General features: G+C 71.7%; 19 protein-coding genes and 1 riboswitch. Of the genes, 12 read left to right on the plus strand and 7 right to left on the minus strand.

Annotated features, from left to right (window positions below; all coding sequences use genetic code 11):
• Window positions 1-101 precede the first annotated feature (101 nt).
• The 3 genes from FB557_RS09130 to FB557_RS09140 all read right to left on the minus strand — a co-directional run bounded on the left by FB557_RS09130 (window position 102) and on the right by FB557_RS09140 (window position 4345).
• Entirely contained in the window at window positions 102-2483 is a 2382-nt protein-coding gene (locus tag FB557_RS09130) for a DNA internalization-related competence protein ComEC/Rec2 (protein WP_144857309.1), read from the minus strand.
• Window positions 2480-3346 carry a ComEA family DNA-binding protein gene (locus FB557_RS14595; protein ID WP_144857310.1) on the minus strand — a complete coding sequence of 289 codons (867 nt, stop codon included), beginning with the start codon at window positions 3344-3346 and terminating at the stop codon, window positions 2480-2482. The genes FB557_RS09130 and FB557_RS14595 overlap by 4 nt, the downstream gene beginning before the upstream one ends.
• Before the next feature lie 96 nt (window positions 3347-3442).
• Window positions 3443-4345 carry a LysR family transcriptional regulator gene (locus FB557_RS09140; protein WP_144857311.1) on the minus strand — a complete coding sequence of 301 codons (903 nt, stop codon included), beginning with the start codon at window positions 4343-4345 and terminating at the stop codon, window positions 3443-3445.
• Window positions 4346-4418: 73 nt separating this feature from the next.
• Here FB557_RS09140 and FB557_RS09145 point away from each other — a divergent pair, with 73 nt between their 5' ends.
• Window positions 4419-5309, plus strand: coding sequence for an NAD-dependent protein deacetylase (locus FB557_RS09145; protein ID WP_246074630.1), 891 nt, complete (start codon window positions 4419-4421; stop codon window positions 5307-5309).
• Here the strand turns inward: FB557_RS09145 and FB557_RS09150 are convergent.
• Together FB557_RS09150 and lexA are read right to left on the minus strand one after the other, a co-directional pair.
• Entirely contained in the window at window positions 5297-5716 is a 420-nt protein-coding gene (locus FB557_RS09150; RefSeq protein WP_144857312.1) for a glutaredoxin family protein, read from the minus strand. The genes FB557_RS09145 and FB557_RS09150 overlap by 13 nt on opposite strands.
• A gap of 2 nt (window positions 5717-5718) precedes the next feature.
• Window positions 5719-6510: a transcriptional repressor LexA gene (gene lexA / locus FB557_RS09155; RefSeq protein ID WP_144857313.1), complete on the minus strand. Its 792-nt coding sequence runs from the start codon at window positions 6508-6510 to the stop codon at window positions 5719-5721.
• A gap of 238 nt (window positions 6511-6748) precedes the next feature.
• On the opposite strand from lexA, the gene FB557_RS14185 reads away from it, so the two are divergent.
• From FB557_RS14185 to FB557_RS09175, 4 genes are all read left to right on the plus strand, one after another.
• Window positions 6749-7168, plus strand: a complete 420-nt coding sequence (locus FB557_RS14185; RefSeq protein ID WP_170236253.1) for a LysM peptidoglycan-binding domain-containing protein — start codon at window positions 6749-6751, stop codon at window positions 7166-7168.
• Window positions 7169-7494: 326 nt separating this feature from the next.
• Window positions 7495-8004 (plus strand): transcriptional regulator NrdR, encoded by a 510-nt coding sequence (gene nrdR / locus FB557_RS09165; protein WP_144857653.1) that lies wholly within the window; start codon window positions 7495-7497, stop codon window positions 8002-8004.
• Window positions 8005-8091: 87 nt separating this feature from the next.
• Entirely contained in the window at window positions 8092-11001 is a 2910-nt protein-coding gene (locus tag FB557_RS09170; RefSeq protein ID WP_144857315.1) for a vitamin B12-dependent ribonucleotide reductase, read from the plus strand.
• A gap of 146 nt (window positions 11002-11147) precedes the next feature.
• A complete protein-coding gene (locus tag FB557_RS09175; protein ID WP_246074631.1) occupies window positions 11148-12314 on the plus strand; it encodes an EcsC family protein in 1167 nt (388 codons plus the stop codon).
• A 336-nt stretch (window positions 12315-12650) separates the two neighbouring features.
• On the opposite strand, the gene FB557_RS09180 is transcribed toward FB557_RS09175, so the two are convergent.
• The gene (locus FB557_RS09180) at window positions 12651-14024 is read right to left on the minus strand and encodes an L-serine ammonia-lyase (RefSeq protein ID WP_144857316.1); all 1374 of its coding nucleotides are present in this window, start codon (window positions 14022-14024) and stop codon (window positions 12651-12653) included.
• Window positions 14025-14199: 175 nt separating this feature from the next.
• On the opposite strand from FB557_RS09180, the gene FB557_RS09185 reads away from it, so the two are divergent.
• The gene (locus tag FB557_RS09185) at window positions 14200-14634 is read left to right on the plus strand and encodes a hypothetical protein (RefSeq protein ID WP_144857317.1); all 435 of its coding nucleotides are present in this window, start codon (window positions 14200-14202) and stop codon (window positions 14632-14634) included.
• Between the two features lie 6 nt (window positions 14635-14640).
• Here FB557_RS09185 and FB557_RS09190 read toward each other — a convergent pair whose 3' ends face one another.
• Window positions 14641-16137 carry a carboxyl transferase domain-containing protein gene (locus FB557_RS09190; RefSeq protein WP_144857318.1) on the minus strand — a complete coding sequence of 499 codons (1497 nt, stop codon included), beginning with the start codon at window positions 16135-16137 and terminating at the stop codon, window positions 14641-14643.
• 41 nt (window positions 16138-16178) lie between these two features.
• Between FB557_RS09190 and FB557_RS09195 the strand changes: the two genes are divergently transcribed.
• The 6 genes from FB557_RS09195 (at window position 16179) to hrpA (ending at window position 24111) form a co-directional block, all read left to right on the plus strand.
• Window positions 16179-16541: a hypothetical protein gene (locus FB557_RS09195; RefSeq protein ID WP_144857319.1), complete on the plus strand. Its 363-nt coding sequence runs from the start codon at window positions 16179-16181 to the stop codon at window positions 16539-16541.
• Window positions 16534-16977, plus strand: a complete 444-nt coding sequence (locus tag FB557_RS09200; protein WP_144857320.1) for a hypothetical protein — start codon at window positions 16534-16536, stop codon at window positions 16975-16977. Before FB557_RS09195 ends, FB557_RS09200 begins: the two co-directional genes overlap by 8 nt.
• Before the next feature lie 58 nt (window positions 16978-17035).
• Window positions 17036-17151: riboswitch (SAM riboswitch) on the plus strand.
• A gap of 19 nt (window positions 17152-17170) precedes the next feature.
• Window positions 17171-18502: a bifunctional o-acetylhomoserine/o-acetylserine sulfhydrylase gene (locus FB557_RS09205; protein ID WP_144857321.1), complete on the plus strand. Its 1332-nt coding sequence runs from the start codon at window positions 17171-17173 to the stop codon at window positions 18500-18502.
• Between the two features lie 186 nt (window positions 18503-18688).
• The gene (locus tag FB557_RS09210; RefSeq protein ID WP_144857322.1) at window positions 18689-19009 is read left to right on the plus strand and encodes a hypothetical protein; all 321 of its coding nucleotides are present in this window, start codon (window positions 18689-18691) and stop codon (window positions 19007-19009) included.
• Window positions 19006-20247, plus strand: a complete 1242-nt coding sequence (locus tag FB557_RS09215; RefSeq protein ID WP_144857323.1) for a hypothetical protein — start codon at window positions 19006-19008, stop codon at window positions 20245-20247. Before FB557_RS09210 ends, FB557_RS09215 begins: the two co-directional genes overlap by 4 nt.
• Window positions 20248-20268: 21 nt before the next feature.
• The gene (gene hrpA / locus FB557_RS09220; RefSeq protein ID WP_144857324.1) at window positions 20269-24111 is read left to right on the plus strand and encodes an ATP-dependent RNA helicase HrpA; all 3843 of its coding nucleotides are present in this window, start codon (window positions 20269-20271) and stop codon (window positions 24109-24111) included.
• Window positions 24112-24175: the final 64 nt, after the last annotated feature.

Below are 24175 nucleotides of genomic sequence, written 5' to 3' on the forward strand. Positions count from 1 at the left end.
CCAGGCCGGGAGCTGGCCGCAGGCGAAGGGGGAGGGTCACCCCATCAGTCTATTTAGACTGACCGGTCAGTGCAAGATGACGGGGTGGGCGGACCGGCCCTTCATCGCAGGCGGGCGACCGCGGGCCCGGAGTCGTCCTCACCGACGAGCACGGTGGCGTCCTCGTCGGTGCGCCACACCTGTCTGCCCTGCCGCTGGAGCGTGCTGAGGAGCGCCGGGGCCGGATGGCCGTAGTCGTTGTCGGCGCCGACGCTGATCAGGGCCACCGGCGCGCGCACCTGCTCGAGGAACGCGACGTCGGCGTTGCCCGAGCCGTGGTGGGCCACCTTGAGCACGTCGAGACCGTCGAGTGAGGCGCCCATCGCGGGGTCGCGACGCAGGCGCAGCAGCATCGCGTGAGCGGCCTCGGCCTCGACGTCCCCGAGAAGCAGGGCGGACAGCTCGCCGACCTGGGCGCGCAGGACGACCGAGGCGTTGTTGGGGACCGACCCCTGCGCGATCCGGCGCGCGGGCCACCAGACCTCGGCGCGCATCTCGCCGTAGCGGAGCTCGTCGCCGGCGACCACCGTCGAGACCGGCACCTCGTGCTCGGCCGCGAGGCGCCGGACCCTCGTCGCCGACCATGCCGGCTCGGCGACGGGGGAGAGGACGATCTCGCCGACAGCCCGACCCTCCAGGGCGCCGGCGAGACCGTCGGCATGGTCGGCGTGCAGGTGGCTCAGCACCACCGCGTCCAGGGTCTGCACATCGAGGCGGTCGAGGCATCGGTCGACCGCGGCCGGCTCGGGACCGGCGTCGACGAGCACCGCTCGCCCGGGCCCGGAGCGCAGCACCAGCGCGTCTCCCTGACCGACGTCGCACATCACCATCACCCACTCCTTGGGGGGACCGGTGAGTACCCGCGACGGGAGAAGCGTGCTCGTCACGGCGGCGAGCACGGCAAGGGCCATCGCCGGTGTGGCCCGGGCCCGATGGGTCAGCCACGGCCAGCACAGCAGGCCCGCAAGACTCAGGCCGGCGAGGAGCCAGGCGCCCGCAGACCCGTCCGGCCAGTCGATCGAGCCGCCCGGCACGTCGGCAGCCACTCGCGCGGTCCCGGCGATCGCCAGGGCCGGGACCCCTGCGGCCCAGGCGAGCCACCCGGCTGCTGCGGGGAGAGGGACGGCCACAAGGGCGACGACGATCCCTGCGATCGTCGTCGGGGCGACGAAGGGGGCGGCCACGAGGTTGGCGAGCACGCTGATCGTGCTCACCGAGCCCTGGAGCAGCACGACCACCGGGGCGCAGGTGAGGTGGGCCGCGAGCGGGATGGTGCAGGCCGGGCCGACGACGTGCAGACGCCGGGGGAGGTGGGCATTGATCGCCGCCGACCACGGGCCGGCGAAGACGAGCAGCCCGAGGGTGGCGAGCGTGGAGAGCGCGAAGCCGTAGCTGCGGGCCAGCCAAGGGTCGAGGAGCAGCAGCGAGACGACCGCTGCCGCCAGCGCAGGCGCGCCGGCTCCGCGCCGGGACGCGCTCATCCCGAGCAGGCCCACGCTTCCCATGACGGCGGCGCGCAGCACGCTCGGCTCGGGCCGGGCGAGCATGACGAACCACGCGAGGCCTGCCGCGGCGACCCACGGACGCAGTTGCCGCGGGGCGGCGCAGAGCCGGGTGAGCAGCAGGCAGGCGCCGAGGACGATGGCGACGTTGCTGCCGGACACCGCGGACAGGTGGGACATGCCGGTTACGAGCATGTCGTCGTGCAGGTCCGGCGGGGTCTGGCTCGTGTCGCCGATCACGAGGGCCGGGACGAGCCCTCGGGCATCTGCGGGAAGTCCGGCGCTGGCGTCCCGCAGGCGCGAGCGCAGACCCTCGGCGAGCTCGAGGAGCTGCCCACGGCTGCCGCTCTCCGGGGGTCCTCGCGGCCGGAGGATGGCGAGCACCGGTTCACCCGGGTCGCTCTCCGCGAGACGTCCACGCAGGCTCACCTCGTCGTGCCAGCGCACCTGCGCCCATCCCGGCTCGCTCGTCTGGACTAGGACGGGGGCAGCAGTGACCCGCTGAGCTCCTCGGGCGGTGACCGAGGTCAGGCGCACGCGGAGGGTGATGGTTGCCTCCCTGCCGGGCCGGGCGCGGACCACCGGCTCGGTGAGCACCACCGCGCGCGCCGCGATGGTCGCGCGTGCCGCAGCCAGCTCGTCGACCCCACCGGCCGCGGCCCGCACCCCGTCAGCCGCCGCAGCGGTCGACGTGGCTGCCGCGGCGAGGACGCACAGACACCCGAGCGCGGATCGGCGCGAGCGGTCCAGTCCGCCGCCTCGGGCCAGCACCGCCGCCCATCCCGCCGAGATCGCGGCCAGCGCCCCAGCCACCCACCATCGCGAGGAGACCGGCTGCCCCAGCACCCAGACCGTGACCGCCCAGGAGAAAAGTGCCGGCAGGAGCAGTCGCACGTCGAGGCGTGCACCGCCGTCGCCGAGCGCGTCCTCGCCAGCCCTCACACGGTGACCTGCGGGCCGATCTGGGCGAGCATCTTCTCGCCGATCCCGCTCACCTCGGAGAGCTCGTCGACGCTGGTGAAGCGCCCGTTCTCGACGCGCCACCGCACGATCCTCCCGGCGAGCACCGGCCCGACGCCGGGCAGCACCTCCAGCGCCGCCTGGTCGGCGGTGTTGATGTTGACCAGAGCGGTCGGCGCCGAGCCACCGGACCCTCCAGCTGCCGAGCCGGCTGCGGAGCCGGGCGTGGCCGGCGCGGGCGCCCCGACCGGCGGCACCTCACCCTCGGCCGGCACGACGACCTGCTCGCCGTCCACGAGGAGTCGTGCGAGGTTCACATAGCTCAGGTCAGCCTCGGCGCTCGACCCACCCGCCGCCTGCACGGCGTCGGCCACCCGGGAGCCTGCAGGCAGGGTCACCACTCCCGCCCTGCTCACCTCACCGACGACATGCACGTGCACGTCACCGGCCGGTGACGTGCTCGCGGGAGCGGGCTCACCCCCTTCGCCGGTGCTGCCCGGCCCGGCCGCCTCGGCCTCCTCGCTCCCGCCCGTCGGCGACGGTTGCTCTGCGCCGAACCCGCTCCGGTCTCCCGCCTCGGCCACGCCGTCGCCCGCCACCGGCACCGGCTCGGCGGCCCGCTCGGCGAGCACCGTGCGCGCCCCGAGGATCAGGACGGCGACGAGCAGGACGAGGCCGACACCCAGGGCCGCCCGCGGCGAGAGACGCCACCGCGACTCCGCCACGGCAGCGGGAACCGTCACCGGACGCGGCGGCGGAGGCTCGTCGGGGGCGCTCGCCCCCTTCGCCTCGGCGGCCGCGAGGATCTGGCGCAGCCGCTCGCTCGGCTCGACCGGTGCTCTCATGACCGCGACGCTACGAAGCGACGCGCTGAGCGGCCGTTCAGCGACTCCCGATGTGGATCGTCACCCGCCCCTCGACGAGGCTGTGGACAAGGCTCCTCAGCCCGAGGCCGCCTCGCAGAGCGCGCGCATCGTCGCGGCGACCGCCGGGACGCGCTGCAGGTCGGGGGTGGTGACGACGTGGATGTGCCGGTGCGTCGGGGGGTTGAGCGCCTTGACGACGACCGCGTCGTTCGACGTCGCGTCGCGGATGAGATCGGGGATGAGGGCCACCCCGAGACCCGCCCCGACGAAACCCTGCACCGCGACATAGTCCTCGGTCTCGAAGGTCACGCTCGGGTTGAACCCCGCGTCGTGCGCGATCTGGAGCAGGTGCCCGCGGCAGCGCGCGCAGCCCGCGATCCAGTCCTCGTCCTCGAGGTCGGCGAGGTCGACGCGCTCCCGGTCGGCCAGCCGGTGGGTCAGTGGCAGGGCGACCCCGACCTGCTCGTCGAGGAGCGGCTCGACGACGAAGCCGTCGAGGTCCTCGCCGCGCCCCACGTCGCACCCGTCATAGCTGAAGGCCACGGCTAGGTCGCAGTCCCCAGTGCGCAGCGCCGCGATCGACTCCGGCGGCTCGGCCTCGGTGAAGGTGACCGTCACGTCCGGGTGCGAGGCCCGCATAGCGGCTAGCGCGCGGGGCACGAGGGTCGCCGACGAGCTGGGGAAGGCCATGAGCCGCACCCGACCGGCCCGCAGGCCGGCGATGGCGGCGACCTCCTCCTCGGCAGCGTCGAGGGTGGCCAGCACGGTCGTCGCGTGCCGCGCGAGCACCTGACCGGCCTCGGTGAGCCGCACCGACCGACCGACGCGCTCGACGAGCGCGGTCCCGGTGCGCTGCTCGAGGCGGCGCACCATCTGCGAGATCGCCGGCTGGGAGTAGCCGAGCGAGAGGGCGGCAGCGGTGTAGCTGCCCTCGTCGGCGATGGCGCGCATGACGCGCAGCCCTGCGGCGTCGATCATGAGCAAACCGTACCGGGCCGGTCCGAGGCGTCGTCCCCCTCACCGGCCGCCGCCGACGACGCATACTGGTCAGGTGACGGCACCTCCCTTCGACCTCGCCGCCACGGGGCCGCTCGAGGCGATCGCGGAGGTCCTCCGGCAGCGGCCCGCCCTCGTGCTCACCGGCGCGGGCATGTCGACACGCTCGGGCATCCCCGACTACCGCGGCCCGGACGGAACCCGCCGGGTCGCCCCGATGCACTACTCGGAGTTCCTCGCCTCGAGTCAGGCCCGGCAGCGGTACTGGGCGCGCAGCTTCGTCGGGTGGCGGCGATTCTCCGCGGCCCGGCCCAACGCGGCGCACCACCTGGTCACCGAGCTGCAGCGCCTCGGGGCGGTCGGGGACGTCATCACCCAGAACGTCGACGGGCTGCACCAGGCCGCGGGCACCGAGCGGGTGGTCGAGCTGCACGGCTCGCTCGCCGACGTGCTGTGCCTGGCCTGCGGTACCCGGGAGCGGCGCGCCGACCTCGACGCGCGGATGGCGGCGCAGAACCCCGGCTTCGACGTCGACAGCGAGGAGATCCGGCCCGACGGCGACGTGCGCCTCGAGCAGGTGCAGGTCGAGGCCTTCGAGCAGCCGAGGTGCCGCGTGTGCTCCTCGGACCTGCTCAAGCCTGACGTCGTCTTCTTCGGCGGCTCGGTGGACAAGGCGTTGGTGCAGCGGTGCTTCGCCCTGACCGACGCCGCACCCAGCCTGCTCGTGCTCGGCTCGAGCCTGCAGGTGATGTCCGGTCTGCGCTTCGTACGCCGGGCCGCGAAGAACGGGGTGCCGGTCGCGTTGGTGACCCGCGGGGACAGCCGGGGCGACGACCTGGTCACCTACAAGGTCGACGGCGAGCTGGCGCCCGCTCTGGAGCGCATCGCGGATCGGCTCGCCCTCGCCGAGCGGCCCGGCGGGGCGAAGGGGGATCAGCTCGCCTGAGCGAGGGCGGTGCGGACCAGCTCTGGGTCGGGGTTGGTGTGCGGCTCGCCGTCGATGAGCACCGTCGGGACGGTCTCGTCACCACCGTTGACCGAGCGGACGTAGGCGGCGGCGTCGGGGTCGGCCCAGATGCTCACCCAGGTGGCGCGCCTGCCCTGACGGCCGAGGGCGCCGCGCAGCCGGATGCAGTAGACGCAGCCGGGGCGCCAGTAGATGACCACCGGGTCCTCGCCGGTCAGGTCCTCGTGACGGGGACCGGATTGTCCGTTCAGCGGGGAGACCCACCAGGCGATGCCGAAGCCGGCGAGCAGCACGAGGACGGCCCGCAGGTCGCCGGCGAGCAGGCCGGGCAGCGTCGTCCACACCACCACGAGCAGGACGAGGCTCGCCGGCAGCCAGCGGCCCATGCTCAGACGCGGCGCAGGACGGCGGTGACCTTGCCGAGCACGGTCGCGTGGTCGCCGTCGATCGGCTCGTAGGCCGGGTTGTGCGGCATGAGCCAGGTCTTGCCGTCGCGGTGCTTGTACGTCTTGACTGTCGCCTCGTCGTCGAGCAGGGCGGCCACGATGTCGCCGTTGTCGGCGCTCGGCTGCTGGCGGACGACGACCCAGTCGCCGTCGCAGATCGCGGCGTCGATCATCGAGTCACCGACGACCTTGAGCAGGAAGAGCGAGCCCTCGCCGACGACCTGCTTGGGCAGCGGGAAGACCTCGTCGACGCTCTCCTCCGCGGTGATCGGCACACCGGCGGCGATCCGGCCGAGGACGGGGACGTAGGTCGCCGAGGGCCGCTCGTCGCCGATGCCGGTGACGTCGACGTCGTCGAGGTCGGCCCTGCCGCGGGGCGCCCCGATCTCCGTGGGCTGGGCCAGCGGTGAGTCCGGGCCAGCGGTGATCGTCTCGCCGTCAGCTGGGGAGACGACCTCGATGGCGCGCGGCCGGTTGGGGTCGCGGCGCAGGTAGCCCTTGCGCTCGAGCGAGGTCAGCTGGTGGGCCACCGAGCTCGGGCTGGTCAGCCCGACGGCGTCGCCGATCTCGCGCAGGCTCGGCGGGTAGCCACGCGTGGCGACGGCGCTGCGGATGACCTCGAGCACCTTGACCTGGCGCGCGGTGAGCCCGTCCCCGGTGTCGCGAAGGGGGAGCGGGCGCACGTTGGACCCGGGCGCCTCGGCGCCACCTCTCTCGTGCTTGCGACCCGTCATGTCGATCCCTCTCGTCTCGATGGTCCGCGCCTGCCGACCCCGCGCTGCCGGTGCGTTGTCGGTGGTGCCTGGTTGGCTCCTCGACATGCACGAAGAGTACGTCCTGGACCAGCCCGCGATCAAACATCTGTTCGAGGTGTGTCGCGAAGCTGCTTGCGACTGGTCGAACAGGTGTGCTAGACATCGAACAGATGTTCTCTCGAACACCGGTTCGAGGACACGTCGAGGAGGAGCTGACATGAGCGCCATCACCGCCTTCCCCGTCCGCGGGATCCCGGGCTACGGACACCGGTCGGTCGACCCGGCCGCGGACCGTCCCGGTCACCACGACGGCCGCGCCGTCCGACGGCTGACGTCGGTGCCGACCGGCGACGCCGTGCACACCCGGCTGCGGGTGACCCGCCGCGGGCGCGCCACCCTCACCCTCGCCGCGGTCGCCGCGGCGCTGACGGTCGGCCTGGGCCAGGCGGTGGCGGGCCCGGCGCCCGAGCCGCTGCGGTCGGTCACCGTCGAGCCGGGGGAGACGCTCTCGCAGATCGCGCGGGCCGAGCTCCCGGGCCTGGCGGTCGACGACGCCGTGGTCGCCCTGCAGGCGGAGAACGGGCTGGCTACCCCCTTCGTCCACGCCGGTCAGGAGCTGAGCATCCCGAGCCGCTGACGCGGCCGGTCAGACCACCCCGGGTCCCTCGACCCGGCCCGGGGGAGCGCGCGACGGCCACACCTCGACGAGGTGTGGCCGTCGTTGCTGCGTGACGGGGAGGTGAGGGTCGGGACACGCGATGAGTGGTCTTGCATCGCGCCGTGGTGTCGTGCTCCAATGTGGCACTACATCTAGTGGTTACACGGATGTCATTCGTCAACATCTAGTGAACATCGCACGGCGTGTCGTCCACAGGCAGGCCGGTGTTGTCCACAGCCGAAGGGGTGGCTGTCCACCCCTTCGTCCACACCGCCACCCGCTCCCGACGTCGAGAGGCCAGCCCCGTGCACTGCCCCTTCTGCCGGCACACCGACTCTCGAGTCATCGACTCGCGCACCGCGGACGACGGGTCCTCGATCCGGCGCCGGCGGCAGTGCCCCGAGTGCTCCCGCCGCTTCACCACGCTGGAGACCGCGAGCCTGTCGGTGACCAAGCGCTCCGGAGCCGCCGAGCCGTTCAGCCGGGCCAAGGTCCTCGCCGGCGTGCGGAAGGCCTGCCAGGGTCGTCCGGTCACCGAGGACGACCTCGCCCTCCTGGCCCAGCGGGTCGAGGAGAGCATCCGCGGTCAGGGCAGCGCCGAGATCGACGCCCACGAGGTCGGGATGGCCATCCTCGGACCGCTGCGCGAGCTCGACGAGGTGGCTTACCTGCGCTTCGCCAGCGTGTACCAGGCGTTCGACTCCCTCGAGGACTTCGACGCCGCGATCAGCGTCCTGCGCGCAGACCGCGAGCTGCGCGAGGAGCGCGAGAGCGCCGAGCCCGACGCCTCTCGCCGCGAGGCCCGCACCCCCTAGAGCTCCCGGGCACCGCCACGCAGACATGGCTGTCGGTGCCCGGTGACAACCTGAGAACAGTCCGACACAGCACACAGGAGAGATGGCATGACCGAGACCGCCGGCAAGGCCCGAGCCCGCCGCACCAGCAAGGACGCTGGCCTGACGATCGAGCGCATCTACACCACCGAGGGGGTCCACCCCTACGACGAGGTGACCTGGGAGAAGCGAGACGTCTCCCAGCAGAACTGGAAGACCGGCGAGACGATCTTCGAGCAGCGCGGGGTGGAGTTCCCCGACTTCTGGTCGGTCAACGCGAGCACCATCGTCACGACGAAGTACTTCCGCGGCGCCGTCGGCACCCCCGAGCGCGAGCAGGGGCTCAAGCAGCTCATCGACCGGGTCGTGCTCACCTACGTCAAGGCGGGCAAGGAGCACGGGTACTTCGCCACCGACACCGACGCCGAGGTCTTCGAGCACGAGCTGACCTACGCCCTGCTCCACCAGATCTTCAGCTTCAACTCTCCGGTGTGGTTCAACGTCGGCACCAAGAGCCCGCAGCAGGTCAGCGCCTGCTTCATCCTCTCCGTCGACGACTCGATGGACTCGATCCTCAACTGGTACAAGGAGGAGGGCTTCATCTTCAAGGGCGGGTCGGGCGCCGGGCTGAACCTCTCCCGGATCCGGTCGAGCAAGGAGCTGCTCTCCTCCGGTGGCACCGCCTCCGGCCCGGTCTCCTTCATGCGTGGGGCCGACGCCTCCGCGGGGACGATCAAGTCCGGTGGCGCGACCCGCCGCGCGGCGAAGATGGTCGTCCTCGACGTGGACCACCCCGACATCGAGGAGTTCGTCGAGACCAAGGCGCGCGAGGAGGACAAGATCCGGGCGCTGCGCGACGCCGGCTTCGACATGGACCTCGGTGGCGCCGACATCGTCTCGGTGCAGTACCAGAACGCGAACAACTCGGTCCGGGTCAGCGACGAGTTCATGCGCGCGGTCGAGGAGGGCGGCGACTTCGGGCTGACCTCCCGCAAGGACGGCTCGGTCATCGAGACCGTCGACGCGCGCGAGCTGATGACCAAGATCGCCAAGGCCGCGTGGGAGTGCGCCGACCCGGGCATCCAGTACGACGACACGATCAACGACTGGCACACCAGCCCCGAGAGCGGCCGGATCAACGCCTCGAACCCGTGCAGCGAGTACATGTCGCTGGACAACTCCAGCTGCAACCTCGCCTCGCTGAACCTGCTGAAGTTCCTGCGCGACGACGACACCTTCGATGCCGAGACTTTCCAGAAGGTCACCGAGCTCGTCATCACGGCGATGGACATCTCGATCTGCTTCGCCGACTTCCCGACCGAGGCGATCGGGGAGACCACCCGCGACTACCGCCAGCTGGGTATCGGCTACGCCAACCTCGGCGCGCTGCTCATGGCCACCGGCCACGGGTACGACTCCGACGGCGGCCGCGCGCTCGCCGCGTCGATCACCTCGCTGCTTACCGGCGCGTCCTACAAGCGCTCGACCGAGATCGCTGCGGTCGTCGGCCCCTACGCCGGGTACGCCCGCAACGCCGACGCCCACAAGCGGGTCATGCGCAAGCACCAGGCCGCGAACGACCAGATCCGGACCATGCACACCATGGACAAGGACATCCACGGCTATGCCACCAAGGCGTGGGACCAGGTCGTCAAGCAGGGCGAGAAGCACGGCTACCGCAACGCCCAGGCCTCGGTGCTCGCCCCGACCGGGACCATCGGCTTCATGATGGACTGCGACACCACCGGCATCGAGCCGGACTTCTCGCTGGTGAAGTTCAAGAAGCTCGTCGGTGGCGGGTCGATGCAGATCGTCAACCTCACCATCCCGCGGGCGCTGAAGCGTCTCGGGTACGCCGAGGAGACGATCGAGGCGATCGTCGAGTACATCGCCGACAAGGGCCACGTCATCGACGCGCCGGGGCTGAAGCCGGAGCACTACGAGGTCTTCGACACCGCGATGGGTGCCCGCGCGATCAGCCCGATGGGGCACGTGCGGATGATGGCTGCCACCCAGCCCTTCCTCTCCGGTGCGATCTCCAAGACGGTCAACCTGCCCGAGTCGGCCACCGTCGAGGAGATCGAGGAGGTCTACATCGAGGGCTGGAAGCTCGGCCTGAAGGCGCTCGCGGTCTACCGGGACAACTGCAAGGTGGGCCAGCCGCTCTCCGACGGCGGGTCGACCGCCAAGGAGAAGGGCCAGCAGGCTCAGGCCGAGGCCGCTCCGACGGTGGAGTACCGGCCGCTGCGTCGCCGCCTGCCCAAGCGCCGCACCTCGCAGACGACGTCCTTCGCCGTCGGGGGAGCCGAGGGCTACCTCACCGCCGGCACCTACGACGACGGTCAGCTCGGTGAGATCTTCCTCAAGTTCGGCAAGCAGGGCTCGACCCTGGCCGGGCTGATGGATGCCTTCTCCATCGCGATCTCGGTGGCGCTGCAGCACGGGGTGCCGTTGGAGACCTATGTCGAGAAGTTCACCAACCTGCGCTTCGAGCCGGCCGGCATGACCGACGACCCGGACGTGCGGATGGCGCAGTCGATCATGGACTACGTCTTCCGCCGGCTGGCGCTGGACTACCTCGACTTCGACACCCGGTCCTTCATGGGCATCCACACCGCGGAGGAGCGGGCCCGCCAGCTCGAGACCGGCTCGTACGAGGCGAGCGGATCCGAGGACGACGAGGACTACGAGGGCGACTTCGAGTCGTACTCGCAGTCGGTCGCCCCGTCGGGCAAGAAGCACGACGAGGTCGAGTCGACCGAGCCGGGTCACGAGGGCTCGGAGCACACGCCGGCCGGTGCCGGCGCTGCCTCGGCTCGCTTGGCCGGTGACGACGTCCACTCCTCGGCCGAGCTGCTGGAGAAGTTCCAGGGCAAGACCGCCGACGCTCCGATGTGCATGACCTGCGGGACGAAGATGCGCCCCGCCGGCTCCTGCTACGTCTGCGAGGGCTGCGGCTCGACCAGCGGGTGCAGCTGATCCGCTGAGTAGCTGACGAAGGGAGGGCCCGACCGGTTGATCCGGTCGGGCCCTTCGTCGCGCGCAGCGATGAGTGCTGCACCACTCAGTGACGTTGGCCGCAAGCCTGCGGCGAGCTGTCTCCTTGTGTTGAGTAGTTTGACGTCATGAACGAGCCATCGCCGTACGAGATGAAAGCCTGGGAAGAGATCCAAGCCTTCCAGGGACGCCAGTTGTCCGCACGCATGGCCGATGTCGGCCAGAAGGTCGCCGACACGGGTGCCGCCATTGGTGAACGTACGGGCATGTTCCTCGGGGATCACCCCCGCGCCCAAAAAATCGCACGACGTGGTCGCGACATCGCGGCCAAGGGCTCGAAGGCGGTCTCGAGCGGAGCACAGGCCGCCAGTGAGAGGCTCCCGTCCTGGACGGGCACGATCGGCGCGTCTGCGGAGCGCGCCACGGCGAAAGTCTCACGGGCTGGCCTCTCGCCCAAGCGGGTCGTCGCCCGGCACCAGAAGCACGGTCACGACATCACTCGTCTCAGCGACCTCCGGGCTCTCGACCTGGAGCAAGTCGACGCCGTGAAGGGCAGGTCCGCAGAGTGGCTCTACCCCGTCGGCGCCGCTATGACAGGCGCTGCCGCCAGCTTTGCCATCACCGGCAGCCAGGTGACCACCGCCGCGTCCGCCGGAGCTGCAGCCGCACCGGGGGCCGCCACCATCGTCGCCGCCATGGCTGGTGACTCTGCAGCAGTCCTCGGTCTCGGCTCACGAGCAGTCGGCCGAGCGGCATTGATGTACGGCTACGACCCCGAGTCCCCGGCCGAGAAGTTGTTCATCTTGTCCGTGGTCAACGCCGGAACTGCTGTGACTGCGACCGCCAAGACGGCTGCCATGAAGGACATCTCGAAACTCACCCAAGCGTTGGTTCGAGGCAAGACCTGGGAGATTCTCAACCAGAGCGTCGTTGCGCGTGTAACGGGGAAGTTCGCCACACAGTTCGCCGACCGATGGACCAAGCAAACCCTCGGCAAGGTCCTCCCGGGCATTGGCGTCGCCATCGGCGGCACGCTCAACTGGTCAACCCTCGAGGGCATCGTCGACACCGCAGACGTCGCATATCGACGTCGTTTCCTCCTCGAAAAGTATCCCGATCTCGCTACGGGGGACACCTTCGGCGAGGATATCGTCGACGCCGAGACCGTGACTGGCGATTCGGACGTCGATATCAGCATCGTTCGGGAGCTAGTTGAAGTCGGCGGGCCCGACCTCGACTCCGGCGCCTTCACCGAGCCAGGCTACGAAACAGAGAGCCCCGCAGGCCGGGAGTGAGGCGGACCTGGATCTGAATCTGTGCGTCCTACGAGCAGGGCGCCCAGCAGGGTGACGTCATCAATTGGCCCCGTAGGCCGAAGCTAGGAGTACCTATTCGGCACGCTGCGTGGCTCGTGCACCATCGGCGGTCCGTCGGCGTCTATCGAGACGGTGATGATCCGCTCATACTTCGTCAGCGGACGAGCAAGAGCACGTGCTCGCCCCTTGCCACCGGCACCGAGTGGATGACCCGCATACGCAGTATGGGGCCGGCCGCGGCTACAGACGTCGGGCTCACGCACCACCTCGGCCGACCCATCCGCCCCGAGCTGTCACGGCCCCCTTCGCCCCGCCTCAGCACTCGATGACGTTGACCGCGAGCCCGCCGCGGGCGGTCTCCTTGTACTTGACCTTCATGTCCCGGCCGGTGTCGCGCATCGTCTTGACGACCTTGTCCAGCGACACGACGTGGCTGCCGTCGCCGCGCAGGGCGGTACGGGCGGCGGTGATCGCCTTGACAGAGGCGACCGCGTTGCGCTCGATGCACGGGATCTGCACGAGACCGCCGACCGGGTCGCAGGTCAACCCGAGGTTGTGCTCCATACCGATCTCGGCGGCGTTCTCGACCTGCGCGGGGGAGGCGCCGAGGACGGCGGCCATCGCTCCGGCCGCCATCGAGCACGCCGAGCCGACCTCACCCTGGCAGCCCACCTCGGCGCCGGAGATCGAGGCGTTCTCCTTGTAGATCACGCCGATCGCGCCGGCGGTGAGCAGGAAGCGGATGATCCCGTCGTCGTCGGCGCGCGGGATGAACTCGTGGTAGTACCGCAGCACCGCCGGGATGATCCCCGCAGCCCCGTTCGTCGGGGCGGTGACGACCCGGCCACCGGCGGCGTTCTCCTCGTTGACCGCCAGGGCGTAGAGGGTCAGCCAGTCCATCCCGCGAAGGGGGTCGTCACTGCTCCCTTCGTGCCGCAGCCGGCCGTAGAGGCCGGGTGCTCGGCGCTTGACCTTCAACCCGCCCGGCAGCACCCCTTCGGTCCGCAGGCCGTTGTCGATGCACTCCTGCATCACCGACCAGATGTGCAGCAGCTCGGAGCGGATCTCCTCCTCCGAGCGCCACGACTTCTCGTTCTCCAGCATCACCTGGGCGATCGAGAGACCGGTCTCCTCGCAGATCGCAAGGAGCTGGTCACCGGTGGTGAAGTGGTGCGCGACCTCGGTGGAGTCCTCGACGATCTTCGTCGAGCCGGAGGCGTCCTCGCCGACGACGAAGCCGCCGCCCACCGAGTAGTAGCTGTGCTCGCTGACCAGCTCACCCCCTTCGTCCCAGGCGTGGAAGGTCATCCCGTTCGGGTGCAGCGGCAAGGTCGCTCGCCGGTGCAGCACGAGGTCCTCGTCCTCGTCGAAGCCGATCTCGTGCTCACCGAGCAGGCTCAGCCGGCCAGAGGAGCGGATCGCCTCGAGCTTGTCGGCTACCTCGCGCGGGTCGCACACCTCGGGGCGCTCACCGCTCAGGCCGAGCAGCACCGCGGTCGCCGAGCCGTGACCGTGACCGGTCGCGCCGAGGCTGCCGAAGAGCTCGGCTTTGACCCGGTGCACCCGCTCGAGGTCGCCGGCCTCGGCCAGTCCCTCGGCGAACATCACGGCAGCGCGCATCGGCCCGACGGTGTGCGAGCTCGAGGGGCCGATGCCGACGGAGAAGAGATCGAAGACGCTCAGTGCCACGTGCGTCACACTAACGGGCGTGTCTCACGATGCGGTCATCCGAGCCGCCGTGATCCGCTGCAGGGAGTGAGAGGGCGAAGGGGGGAGGTGACCGTTCGTCTGAGGTTCCCCGGGGATCTGCGGAGGGTGTGGAAAAGTCGGCGGCGGGATCGGGCAGATCGGGAAGTCTCATCCCATGACATTCATCGACCTGCCCCGTGACTGGCCCTCCCGATCCCTCACCGACCTGCGGCTCGCCGCAGACGTCGTCGACCTCGTCGTCCGCGAGGGCGACCGGTGGACCGGCTCGGTCTCGCTGCTCCTGTGCTCCGACGACGGGCGGATGATCCAGCCCGTCACCGTGAGCGACGTGCCGCAGAGCTCTACCGAGGAGGACCGGCGCGCGTTCTTCGACGCCTTCCTCGACCACCTCGGCCGGGCCCTCGGCTCCGTCGTGCTGGCGCTCGGACGGCCCGGCGAGCAGCCGTGCGCCGAGGACCTGGCCTGGCACGGCTCGGCGCTGACCGCCTGCCGGGCCGCGGGGGTCGAGCTCATCGCCACCTTCGCCGCAGCGCCGGAGGAGGTTCGCCTCGTCGGCACCGGCCAGGTGCCGCTGGACCTCGCCGGCTGAGCCTCGTCACCCGACAGGCGCCGCCGGGCTCAGCTCGTCAGCGATCGCCGCGGCGACATCGCCTGCGAAGCCGGCCACATCCTCATGCGCCGCCCGCCGCGTCTGGATCACCCGGTCGACCACACCGTCGGCCAGCAGGTGCTCGGCGAGCACGCGCTGCCGAGCGGCGACGAGCGCGGCCTGCTCGGTATCACCGAAGAGGATGGCGCTCGCCCCCTCCGGCGGCAGCGGGCTGAGCCAGGCATCCGAGACCGCGACGACCCGGTCGGCGGGTAGCAGCGCGAGGGCGCCTCCGCCGGTTCCCTCGCCGAGCAGGACCGAGACGCTGGACGTGCGCAGGCTGGTCATCCGCGCGATGCAGCGGGCGATCTCGCCGGCCAGCGCGCCCTCCTCGGCGCGTGGGGAGAGGTCGGCTCCGGGGGTGTCGATGACCGTCACGAGCGGCAGCGACAGCTCCTCGGCCACCCGCATCCCGCGCCGCGCCTCCCGCAGCCCGGCCGGTCCCATCGAGGCCGCCGCCTGGTAGCGGCGGTCCTGCCCGACGAGCACGCAGGCCCGTCCACCGAAGCTCGCCAGCGCCAGCATCACCCCCGCGTCCGCCTCGCCGTGCCCGGTGCCGTTGAGCGGGATGACGTCGTCCGCGGCGTGCCGCAGCAGCTCTCGGATGCCGGGACGGTCGGCGCGCCGGGTCGCGGTGATCGCCGACCAGGTCCGCCTTACCTCCTCGGTCGTCGGCTCCGGGCGGGAGGCGAAGGGGGAGATGCTCGCCGCGGCGAGCGGATCCCCCTTCGCCCTCGGGGCGGGTGCCGTCTCGTCGCTGCTCGCGGACGATCCGGAGAGCACGGTGAGGGCCCGGGCGGCGACCGAGGCCAGCTCGCCGGTGGGGACGACCGCGTCGACGATGCCGTTGGCGACGAGGTTCTCCGCCAGCTGCACCCCGTCGGGGAAGGGGGTGCCCGTGAGGGTCTCGTAGACGACCGGGCCGAGGAAGCCGATGAGCGCCCCGGGCTCGGCGATCGTCATGTGCCCCAGCGATCCCCAGGAGGCGAAGACGCCCCCCGTGCTCGGGTGCCGCAGGTAGACGAGGTAGGGCAGGCCGGCGGCCTTGTGCTCGGTCACCGCCGCGGAGATGTCGACCATCGTGACGAAGGCGGGGGTGCCCTCCTGCATGCGGGTGCCGCCGGAGGCCGTCGCGGCGATCACCGGCAGGCGCTCTGCCGTGGCCCGGCGCACCGCGGCCACCACCCGCCCGGCCGCGGCCCGCCCGATGGACCCGCCGAGGAAGCCGAACTCGCTCACGACGAGGGCGACGTCGTGCCCACCGATCGATGCTCTGCCGGTGATGACCGACTCGTCGCACCCGGACCGCTCCGCTGCCGCGCGCAGCGCCTCGCGATACTCCTCGCAGATCCCCTCCAGCGGCACCGGCGCGTCCCAGGACTCGAAGCTGCCGGGGTCGACCACGGTCTCGACGAGGGCATGGGCTCCGAGGCGCTCTGGCATGCCCCGATCGTGCCGGACCGGCTGGGGCTAGGCTGCGGGCCGTGCTTGTGCCGTTGACCACGATCGTCGTCATCGCCTCGGTCGTGCTCGCCGTCGTGGCCGGGGTGTACGCCCTGCGGGCGAGGCTGATCGACGACCTGCTGCTCCTCGTCGCCGCCCTGGTCGAGGTCCTCCTGCTCGTCCTCGCCGTGGTCGCGGCGGTGCAGGCCCCCTCGGTGCGCACGCCGGGGGAGGGCGCGACGATGGCGGCCTACGCCCTCACGCTGCCTCTCGTCCCGCCCGCGCTCGCCTTCCTCGCGATCAAGGAGAAGACGCGCTGGGCCATGGCGGTGCTCCTCGCCGGCGCCCTCGTCGTCGCGGTGATGGCCTACCGGGTCCAGCAGATCTGGGTCGTCCATGCCTGAGCCAGCAGCACCCGGATCAACGGCGCGCCGGACCAGGCGCGCGATCGGCAGCGGCCCGGGCATCCTCCTCGTGCTCGCGTACGGCACGCTGGCGCTGGCTGCCACCGGACGCTCGGTGCTGCAGATCCTCGAGTACTTCGAGCGGGCGCCGCTGGCCTATCTGCTCTCGGCGCTCGCCGCGGTCGTCTACATCGCGGCGACCTGGGCGCTGGTGACCGACCGGCGCCGGCTCGCCCAGGTGACGATCACCGTCGAGGCCGTCGGCGTGCTCGCCGTCGGCGCGCTCAGCTACCTCGTGCCCGACCTCTTCCCGGACAAGACGGTCTGGTCGCACTTCGGGTCCGGCTACGGCTTCCTGCCGCTCGTCCTGCCCTTCGTCGGCCTGTGGTGGCTTGCTCGAAACCGTTGGGAGAGAACGGGACCCGAGGCTCGCTGACCATCAGGTGAGACGGGCTACGCGCCCGTCGGATCGGGGTGTGTACGCTGCGGGCCAAGGTCAAGAGCACCAGCGCCAAGCCCCGGCTCGCTGGTCGGCAACCCTCCACTTGCGGTGGGGTGCCCCGGGAGACGACCTGGGCCGTGTGCACACCGCACCGGTCAAGCGCGAGCACCAAAGGAGCACGACCCTCATGTCTGACCCCACCCAGTGGAAGTTCGAGACCCAGCAGGTCCATGCCGGTGCCGCCCCTGACCCGACGACGGGCGCGAGGGCGCTACCGATCTACCAGACGACCAGCTACCAGTTCCGCGACACCGACCACGCGGCGTCCCTGTTCGGCCTGTCCGAGCTGGGCAACATCTACACCCGGCTGATGAACCCCACCACCGACGCGGTCGAGCAGCGCATCGCCGCGCTCGAGGGCGGCGTCGCCGGCCTGCTGCTCTCCTCCGGCCAGGCCGCTACCACCTTCGCGATCCTCAACATCGCCGAGGCCGGTGACCACGTCGTGGCCAGCCCCGCCCTCTACGGCGGCACGTACAACCTCATCGGATCGACGCTGCCGCGCTACGGCATCGAGGTCACGTTCGTGGAGGACAGTGCCGACCCGCAGCAGTGGCGGGACGCGGTGCGGGAGAACACCAAGCTCTTCTTCGGCGAGACGATCTCCAATCCCAGCGGCGAGATCCTCGACATCGAGTCCGTCGCGTCCGTCGCCCACGAGGTCGGGGTGCCGCTCGTCGTCGACAACACCGTCGCTACCCCCTTCGTCCTGCGGCCGATCGAGCACGGCGCCGATGTCGTCGTCCACTCCGCGACGAAGTACCTGGGCGGCCACGGTACGGCGATCGCCGGGGCGCTGGTCGACGCGGGCACCTTCGACTACGCGGCGCACCCGGAGCGCTTCCCGAACTACAACCAGCCGGACGAGAGCTACCACGGTCTGCGCTACGGCCCGGACCTCGGGGTGGGCAGCGCCTTCGGTGCCAACCTCAGCTTCATCCTCAAGGCGCGCGTGCAGCTGCTGCGTGACCTCGGCTCGTCCGTCTCGCCGTTCAACGCCTTCCTCATCGCGCAGGGTCTGGAGACCCTCTCGCTGCGGATCGAGCGGCACCTGGAGAACACCCGCCGCGTCGCGGAGTTCTTGCAGGGGCACGACCAGGTCGAGAAGGTGGTGTGGGCCTCGCTGCCGAGCCACAAGCATCACGACCTGGCGCAGAAGTACGCCGCGAAGGGGGCGGGCGCGGTCTTGTCGTTCGAGATCGCCGGCGGCGAGGAGGCCGGTCGCCGCTTCGTCGAGGGGCTGAGCCTGCACAGCCATGTCGCCAACATCGGTGACGTGCGCAGCCTGGCGATCCACCCCTGGACGACGACACACAGCCAGGGCTCGGACGAGGGGCGTTACGCCGCGGGCGTGACCCCTGGTCTGGTGCGCCTCGCCGTCGGGATCGAGCACGCGGACGACATCATCGCCGACCTGGAAGCCGGCTTCGCCGCGGCGCGAGTCGGGGTCGCTGCCTGAGCCGCCTCACCCGAGTAGTTGCACCTTCACCCGAGGTCGGTCGTCGGGTGAAGGTGCAACTACTCCCTCAACCCGATAATTGGGAGGCGGGCGACGGGGTGGGGTCGGAGGCGGGCGAAGGGGGAGACGCGGGGGGTGTGGAAAAGTCCGGCACCCGGATCGGCTGATCTGCCTACCGTGCTCGGCATGACGGTGATGCGCATCGACGGCGACGGGATCGCCGCGCTCGGCGACCGGCTGGACGAGATCGCCGGGCTGCTCCAGGAGCAGGCCCAGACCCCGATGGGCGTGGACGACCTCGCCGGCTTCATCGGCCCGTCGGCGGCCGGGGCGATGGCCAGGCTGCTCGGTGACTTCGAGCTGGTGCGGGTCGAGCTCGACGAGCGGCTGCACACCCTCGCCGAGCTCGCCCGCGCCGCCGGGGCCTGCTATGTGGACACCGAGCGGGCGACCGCCCAGGCGCTGCGGCCGACGATCCTCGACGGGCACCGGGTCGGGCCGCGATGAGCGCCTACGGCGATGTCCGGGCGATGGACCCCGACCGGGTGCACCTGGCCGACGCCGCGTTCATCAGGGTCCGGGCACGGCAGCTGGACGAGCTGGCCGACCTCATCGACACCGTCGGCGGCCTGCTCCGCCAGGTCAGCACGATCGGGGTCTGGCAGTCCGGCTCGGGGGATGCCTTCGCCGCGCACGTCGACGACGTGCCGGTCACCCTGCGCCGGATCACCGCCCAGCTGCGTGCCGCGGCCGAGGTGCTCGCGGCGTACGCACCGCGGCTGACCGACCGCCAGGACGTGCTTGCCGAGGTCGCCCGCCAGCACGCCGCCGTCGGCGCCGCTGCCGAGGAGTGCGACCGCCGACTGGCGACGATGGCATCCGACCACCCGGCCGAGCCGATCGAGCGCGGTCGTCACGGTGATCTCATGAACCGGCTCATCGACCTCGAGCAGCGCTACCTCACGTCGTGCGGCGAGGCGGTCGCCGCGGAGGGGGCGGTTGCCGCCGAGCTGGTCGACATCGGCGACCAGCTCACCGACCCGCGCGGCTACGACCTCTTCGAGGGGATGCGCGACCTCGGCCGCAGCTCTGTGGTGGACAACCCCGTCTCGTGGGTGGTCAAGCCGCTCGCGCTGGCCAGGGTGATCGACCCGCTCGGCCAGGCCGGGCTCAAGGTCTTCTACGGGCAGGGCAGCTGGCGTGAGATCGGCAAGAGCTCAGTCACGGTCGGCCTGGACAGCGCGGTGAAGGGCAGCGGCTGGGCGGTGCGCAGGATGAGCGGCATTGCCCACGCCGCGACCGGGGCGAAGGGGGCGAAGCGCGCCGGGGTGGAGACCGGGGCCTGGAAGGCTGCCGAGAGGACCGCGTCGACGAAGGGGGCGGGAGCCCGGCGGACCGCGGCGCCGGGCCCGGCCGACACGCGGTGGGCACAGGTCAAGGCACGGGGTCAGGCGTGGCACGGCGTCGGCGTCGACGGCGCGAGGGGGGCGGCGCGGTGGGGCACTGGCAAGGCGATCGAGGCCGGCCGGTCCAAGAGCGGCATGCAGCTCGCCGACGACGTCATCGCCGACTGGACGATGGTCGCGGGCAGCTCTCGCGTGGTGCGGGTGGCTCAAGGCGTCAACACGGTCGCCAAGGTCGGCAAGCAGGCGAACGGCCAGGTGAAGACGGCACGCACGATCGGGGACACGGTCGGTCCGCGCGAGGAGGACCGGGCGTCGGCGGCGACGCGAGGCGCGCGCTGATCCGCACGTATCCTGGCCGGCATGCCTGGCCCCCTTCGCGCACCCGTGCTGGAGGGGGAGCTGCACTACCCGCCCCAGCTGCCGGTCGTCGCGGTCAAGGACGAGATCGCCGCCGCGGTCCGCGACCACCAGGTCGTCGTCATCGCCGGCGAGACGGGGTCGGGCAAGACCACCCAGCTGCCCAAGATCGCCCTCGAGATCGGTCGCGGTCAGGGCGGGCAGATCGGGCACACCCAGCCGCGGCGGATCGCCGCGCGCAGCGTCGCCGAGCGGATCGCCCAGGAGCTGCAGGTCGACCTCGGCGGTCTCGTCGGCTACCAGGTGCGCTTCGCCGACCACAGCAGCGACGACACCGCGGTCAAGGTGATGACCGACGGGATCCTGCTCAGCGAGATGCAGCGCGACCGCGACCTGCGCCGCTACGACACCCTCATCATCGACGAGGCCCACGAGCGCAGCCTGAACATCGACTTCATCCTCGGGTACCTCAAGGCGCTCCTGCCCCGCCGTCCCGACCTGAAGGTGATCATCACCTCGGCGACGATCGACCCGGACCGCTTCGCCGCCCACTTCGCCGATGCCGACGGCACCCCGGCGCCGGTGCTCGAGGTGTCCGGGCGCACCTATCCGGTCGAGGTCCGCTACCGGCCCCTCGTCGACGACGGGGGAGGGTCCGGCGACGAGGACCCTGAGGACCGCGAGGCGATCGACCAGACGACGGGCATCTGCCGGGCCGTCGAGGAGCTGTGGACCGAGCCCGACCACGCCGGCTCGGCCGAGCGCGACGTGCTGGTCTTCCTCTCCGGGGAGCGGGAGATCCGCGACGCCGCCGACGCCCTGACCGCGATGAACCTCCCCGGCACCGAGGTGCTCCCGCTCTTCGCCCGGCTCTCCGCCGCCGAGCAGCACCGGGTCTTCGCCCGGCACAGCGGCCGGCGGATCGTCCTGGCCACCAACGTCGCCGAGACCTCGCTGACCGTGCCGGGCATCCGCTACGTCATCGACACCGGCGTCGCGCGGATCTCCCGCTACAGCCAGCGCACCAAGGTCCAGCGATTGCCGATCGAGCCGATCAGCCAGGCCAGCGCCGACCAGCGCGCCGGCCGCTGCGGCCGCGTCTCCGACGGCATCTGCATCCGCCTCTACTCCGAGGAGGACTACCAGGCCCGCCCCGAGTTCACCGACCCCGAGATCCTGCGCACCTCGCTGGCCTCGGTCATCCTCTCGATGACCTCGCTCGGCCTCGGCGACGTCGCCCGGTTCCCCTTCGTCGAGCCGCCGGACTCCCGCCAGGTCGCCGACGGCATGCGCCTGCTCGAGGAGCTCCAGGCGGTCCACGAGCCCGCCCGCGGGGCGAAGGGGGAGCCGCGCCGGCTCACCCGCACCGGACGAACCCTGGCCCGGCTGCCGGTCGACCCGCGGCTGGGTCGGATGCTCATCGAGGCCGACCGACTCGGATGCCTCACCGAGGTGCTCGTCGTCGTCTCCGCGATGTCGATCCAGGACCCGCGCGAGCGTCCGCTGGAGCAGCAGGCCCAGGCCGACCAGCAGCACGCCCGCTTCCGCGACGAGCACTCCGACTTCGCCGGCTACTGGAAGCTCTGGACCTACCTGCGCTCCCAGCAGAAGGCGCTCTCCTCCAGCGCGTTCCGCCGGATGTGCAAGCGCGAGTACCTGCACTACCTGCGTATCCGGGAGTGGCAGGACCTGCACTCCCAGCTGCGCCGCGCCGCCCAGAGCGCCCGGATGGACACCCGCTCCCGGACCGCGTCGAAGGGGGAGGACCCGGACTTCTCCGTCGTGCACCAGGCGCTGCTTGCCGGCCTGCTCAGCCACGTCGGGGTCCGCGACGAGGACAAGCGCGACTATCTCGGCGCTCGCGGTGCCCGCTTCTCCATCCAGCCGGGCTCGACCCTCTTCCGCCGCCAGCCGCAGGTCGTCATGGCCGGCGAGCTCGTCGAGACCACCCGGCTGTGGGCGCGCACCAACGCCGCGATCGACCCCGCCTGGGCCGAGCGGCTCGGCGCGCACCTGGTCAAGCGCAGCTACTCCGAGCCGAGGTGGTCCAAGAAGCAAGCCAGCGCGATCGCCACCGAGCGGGTCACCCTCTACGGCGTCCCGCTCGTCGCCGGCCGCACCGTCCAGCTCTCACGCATCGACCCGGTCCTGGCCCGCGAGCTCTTCCTGCGCGAGGGCATCGTCGCCGGCGACTGGGACCACCAGCACGAGGTGCTGCGCCGCAACGCCCGCGAGCTCGCCCGGATCGAGGAGCTCGAGGCCCGCACCCGCCGCCGCGGCATCGCCGCGGACGAGGAGGACCTGCTCGCCTTCTACGACGCCCGGGTCCCGCAGGAGGTGGTCTCCGGGCGGCACTTCGACCGGTGGTGGAAGCAGGCCCGCCGGGAGAGCCCCGAGCTGCTCACGCTGGCGCCGGAGCACCTCGTCAAGCCCGACGCCGACACCGTCGACCAGGGCGACTACCCGACCCGGTGGCAGGCGGGCGAGCACTCCCTTCGCCTCACCTACCAGTTCGAGCCGGGCACCGACGCCGACGGGGTGACCGTGCACCTGCCCGTCCACCTGCTCAACCAGATCGAGGACTCCGGCTTCGACTGGCAGGTGCCCGGCCTGCGCGAGGAGCTGGCCACCGCCCTGATCCGGAGCCTGCCCAAGGCGACCCGTCGCTCCTTCGCGCCCGCCCCCGACCACGCCCGGCGCGCCCTCGTCGCTCTCACCGACGAGCCGGGCACCACCCCCTTCGCCGTCGCCCTCGGGCGGGCGCTGAAGACCCTCACCGGCATCGAGGTGCCGCCCGGCCAATGGGACCCGACCGCCGTGCCGACGCACCTGCGGATGACCTTCCGGGTCGAGGGGGAGCGGGGTCGCCGGCTCGCCGAGGGCACCGACCTGGCCGCGCTGCGCGACGAGGTCGCCGGGCACGTCCAGGCCCGGGTGAGCAAGGCGGGGGCATCGCTGGAGCGGGCCGGGCTGACCGACTGGGACCTCGGCGAGCTGCCCGCCACCGTCACCTCCGGCAGCGGGCGGGCGCAGGTCGTCGGCTACCCCGCCCTCGTCGACGAGGGCAGCAGCGTCGCGATCCGGGTCCTGCCCGACTGGCGCGAGGCGGAGGCAGCCGGACGCCTCGGCGTGCGCCGGCTCCTCCTGCTCGGCACCTCCCCGCCGTGGAAGCGGGTCCTCGCCTCGCTGAGCAACGCCGACAAGCTGGCGCTCGGTGACAACCCGCACGGGTCAGTCCCCGCGCTGCTAGAGGACTGCCTCGGCGCCGCCGTCGACGACATCACCGCCGAGCACGCTCCCGAAGAGATCCGCGACCGGGAAGCCTTCGACGAGGCGCTGCGGGCGGTGCGCACCCACCTCGGCGCGCGAACCCTGCTGGCGGTCCGTGAGATCCAGCCGATCCTGGTGCGGCGCAAGGCGATCCACGCCTCGCTGGACCGCATCACCGCCGCCTCGCTCGCCCCGGCGGTCGCCGACATGCGCGCCCAGCTCGACGGCCTCGTCGGCCCGGGCTTCGTCACCGCCGCCGGCCTGGGCCGGCTCTCCGACCTCACCCGTTACCTCCGCGGCATCGAGGTGCGCCTGGAGCGACTGGGGGACGCCCCGGCACGGGACGCCGAGCACCAACGGGTGATCGACGAGGTCGAGACCGAGTACGCCGACCTGCTCGAGTCGCTCGACCCGCTGCAGCGCGACCGTGAGGACGTGCGCGCGATCGCTTGGCAGATCGAGGAGCTGCGGGTCTCCCTCTTCGCCCAGTCGGTCGGCGCAGTCGGACCGGTCTCGGCCAAGCGGGTGCGCCGGGCCATGGCCGAGGTGCGTCGGGCCGTCGACCCGCACGGCTGAGGTCGGTGGGCGCCGCCACGCGGGTGGCCAGGGGGAATGCGCGACCCTCGCTGCCCGTTGCGAC

It is taken from the genome of Marihabitans asiaticum, assembly GCF_007828725.1.
Taxonomy (GTDB): domain Bacteria; phylum Actinomycetota; class Actinomycetes; order Actinomycetales; family Dermatophilaceae; genus Marihabitans; species Marihabitans asiaticum.

Bases quoted from the DNA above. Each gene is read 5' to 3' on its own strand.
- FB557_RS14595 (WP_144857310.1), bottom strand. From the start codon at position 3,346: ATGAGAGCACCGGTCGAGCCGAGCGAGCGGCTGCGCCAGATCCTCGCG.
- FB557_RS09140 (WP_144857311.1), bottom strand. From the start codon at position 4,345: ATGATCGACGCCGCAGGGCTGCGCGTCATGCGCGCCATCGCCGACGAG.
- FB557_RS09150 (WP_144857312.1), bottom strand. From the start codon at position 5,716: ATGGGCCGCTGGCTGCCGGCGAGCCTCGTCCTGCTCGTGGTGGTGTGG.
- lexA (WP_144857313.1), bottom strand. From the start codon at position 6,510: ATGACGGGTCGCAAGCACGAGAGAGGTGGCGCCGAGGCGCCCGGGTCC.
- FB557_RS14185 (WP_170236253.1), top strand. From the start codon at position 6,749: ATGAGCGCCATCACCGCCTTCCCCGTCCGCGGGATCCCGGGCTACGGA.
- FB557_RS09170 (WP_144857315.1), top strand. From the start codon at position 8,092: ATGACCGAGACCGCCGGCAAGGCCCGAGCCCGCCGCACCAGCAAGGAC.
- FB557_RS09175 (WP_246074631.1), top strand. From the start codon at position 11,148: ATGAACGAGCCATCGCCGTACGAGATGAAAGCCTGGGAAGAGATCCAA.
- FB557_RS09185 (WP_144857317.1), top strand. From the start codon at position 14,200: ATGACATTCATCGACCTGCCCCGTGACTGGCCCTCCCGATCCCTCACC.
- FB557_RS09190 (WP_144857318.1), bottom strand. From the start codon at position 16,137: ATGCCAGAGCGCCTCGGAGCCCATGCCCTCGTCGAGACCGTGGTCGAC.
- FB557_RS09200 (WP_144857320.1), top strand. From the start codon at position 16,534: ATGCCTGAGCCAGCAGCACCCGGATCAACGGCGCGCCGGACCAGGCGC.
- FB557_RS09205 (WP_144857321.1), top strand. From the start codon at position 17,171: ATGTCTGACCCCACCCAGTGGAAGTTCGAGACCCAGCAGGTCCATGCC.
- FB557_RS09210 (WP_144857322.1), top strand. From the start codon at position 18,689: ATGACGGTGATGCGCATCGACGGCGACGGGATCGCCGCGCTCGGCGAC.
- FB557_RS09215 (WP_144857323.1), top strand. From the start codon at position 19,006: ATGAGCGCCTACGGCGATGTCCGGGCGATGGACCCCGACCGGGTGCAC.
- hrpA (WP_144857324.1), top strand. From the start codon at position 20,269: ATGCCTGGCCCCCTTCGCGCACCCGTGCTGGAGGGGGAGCTGCACTAC.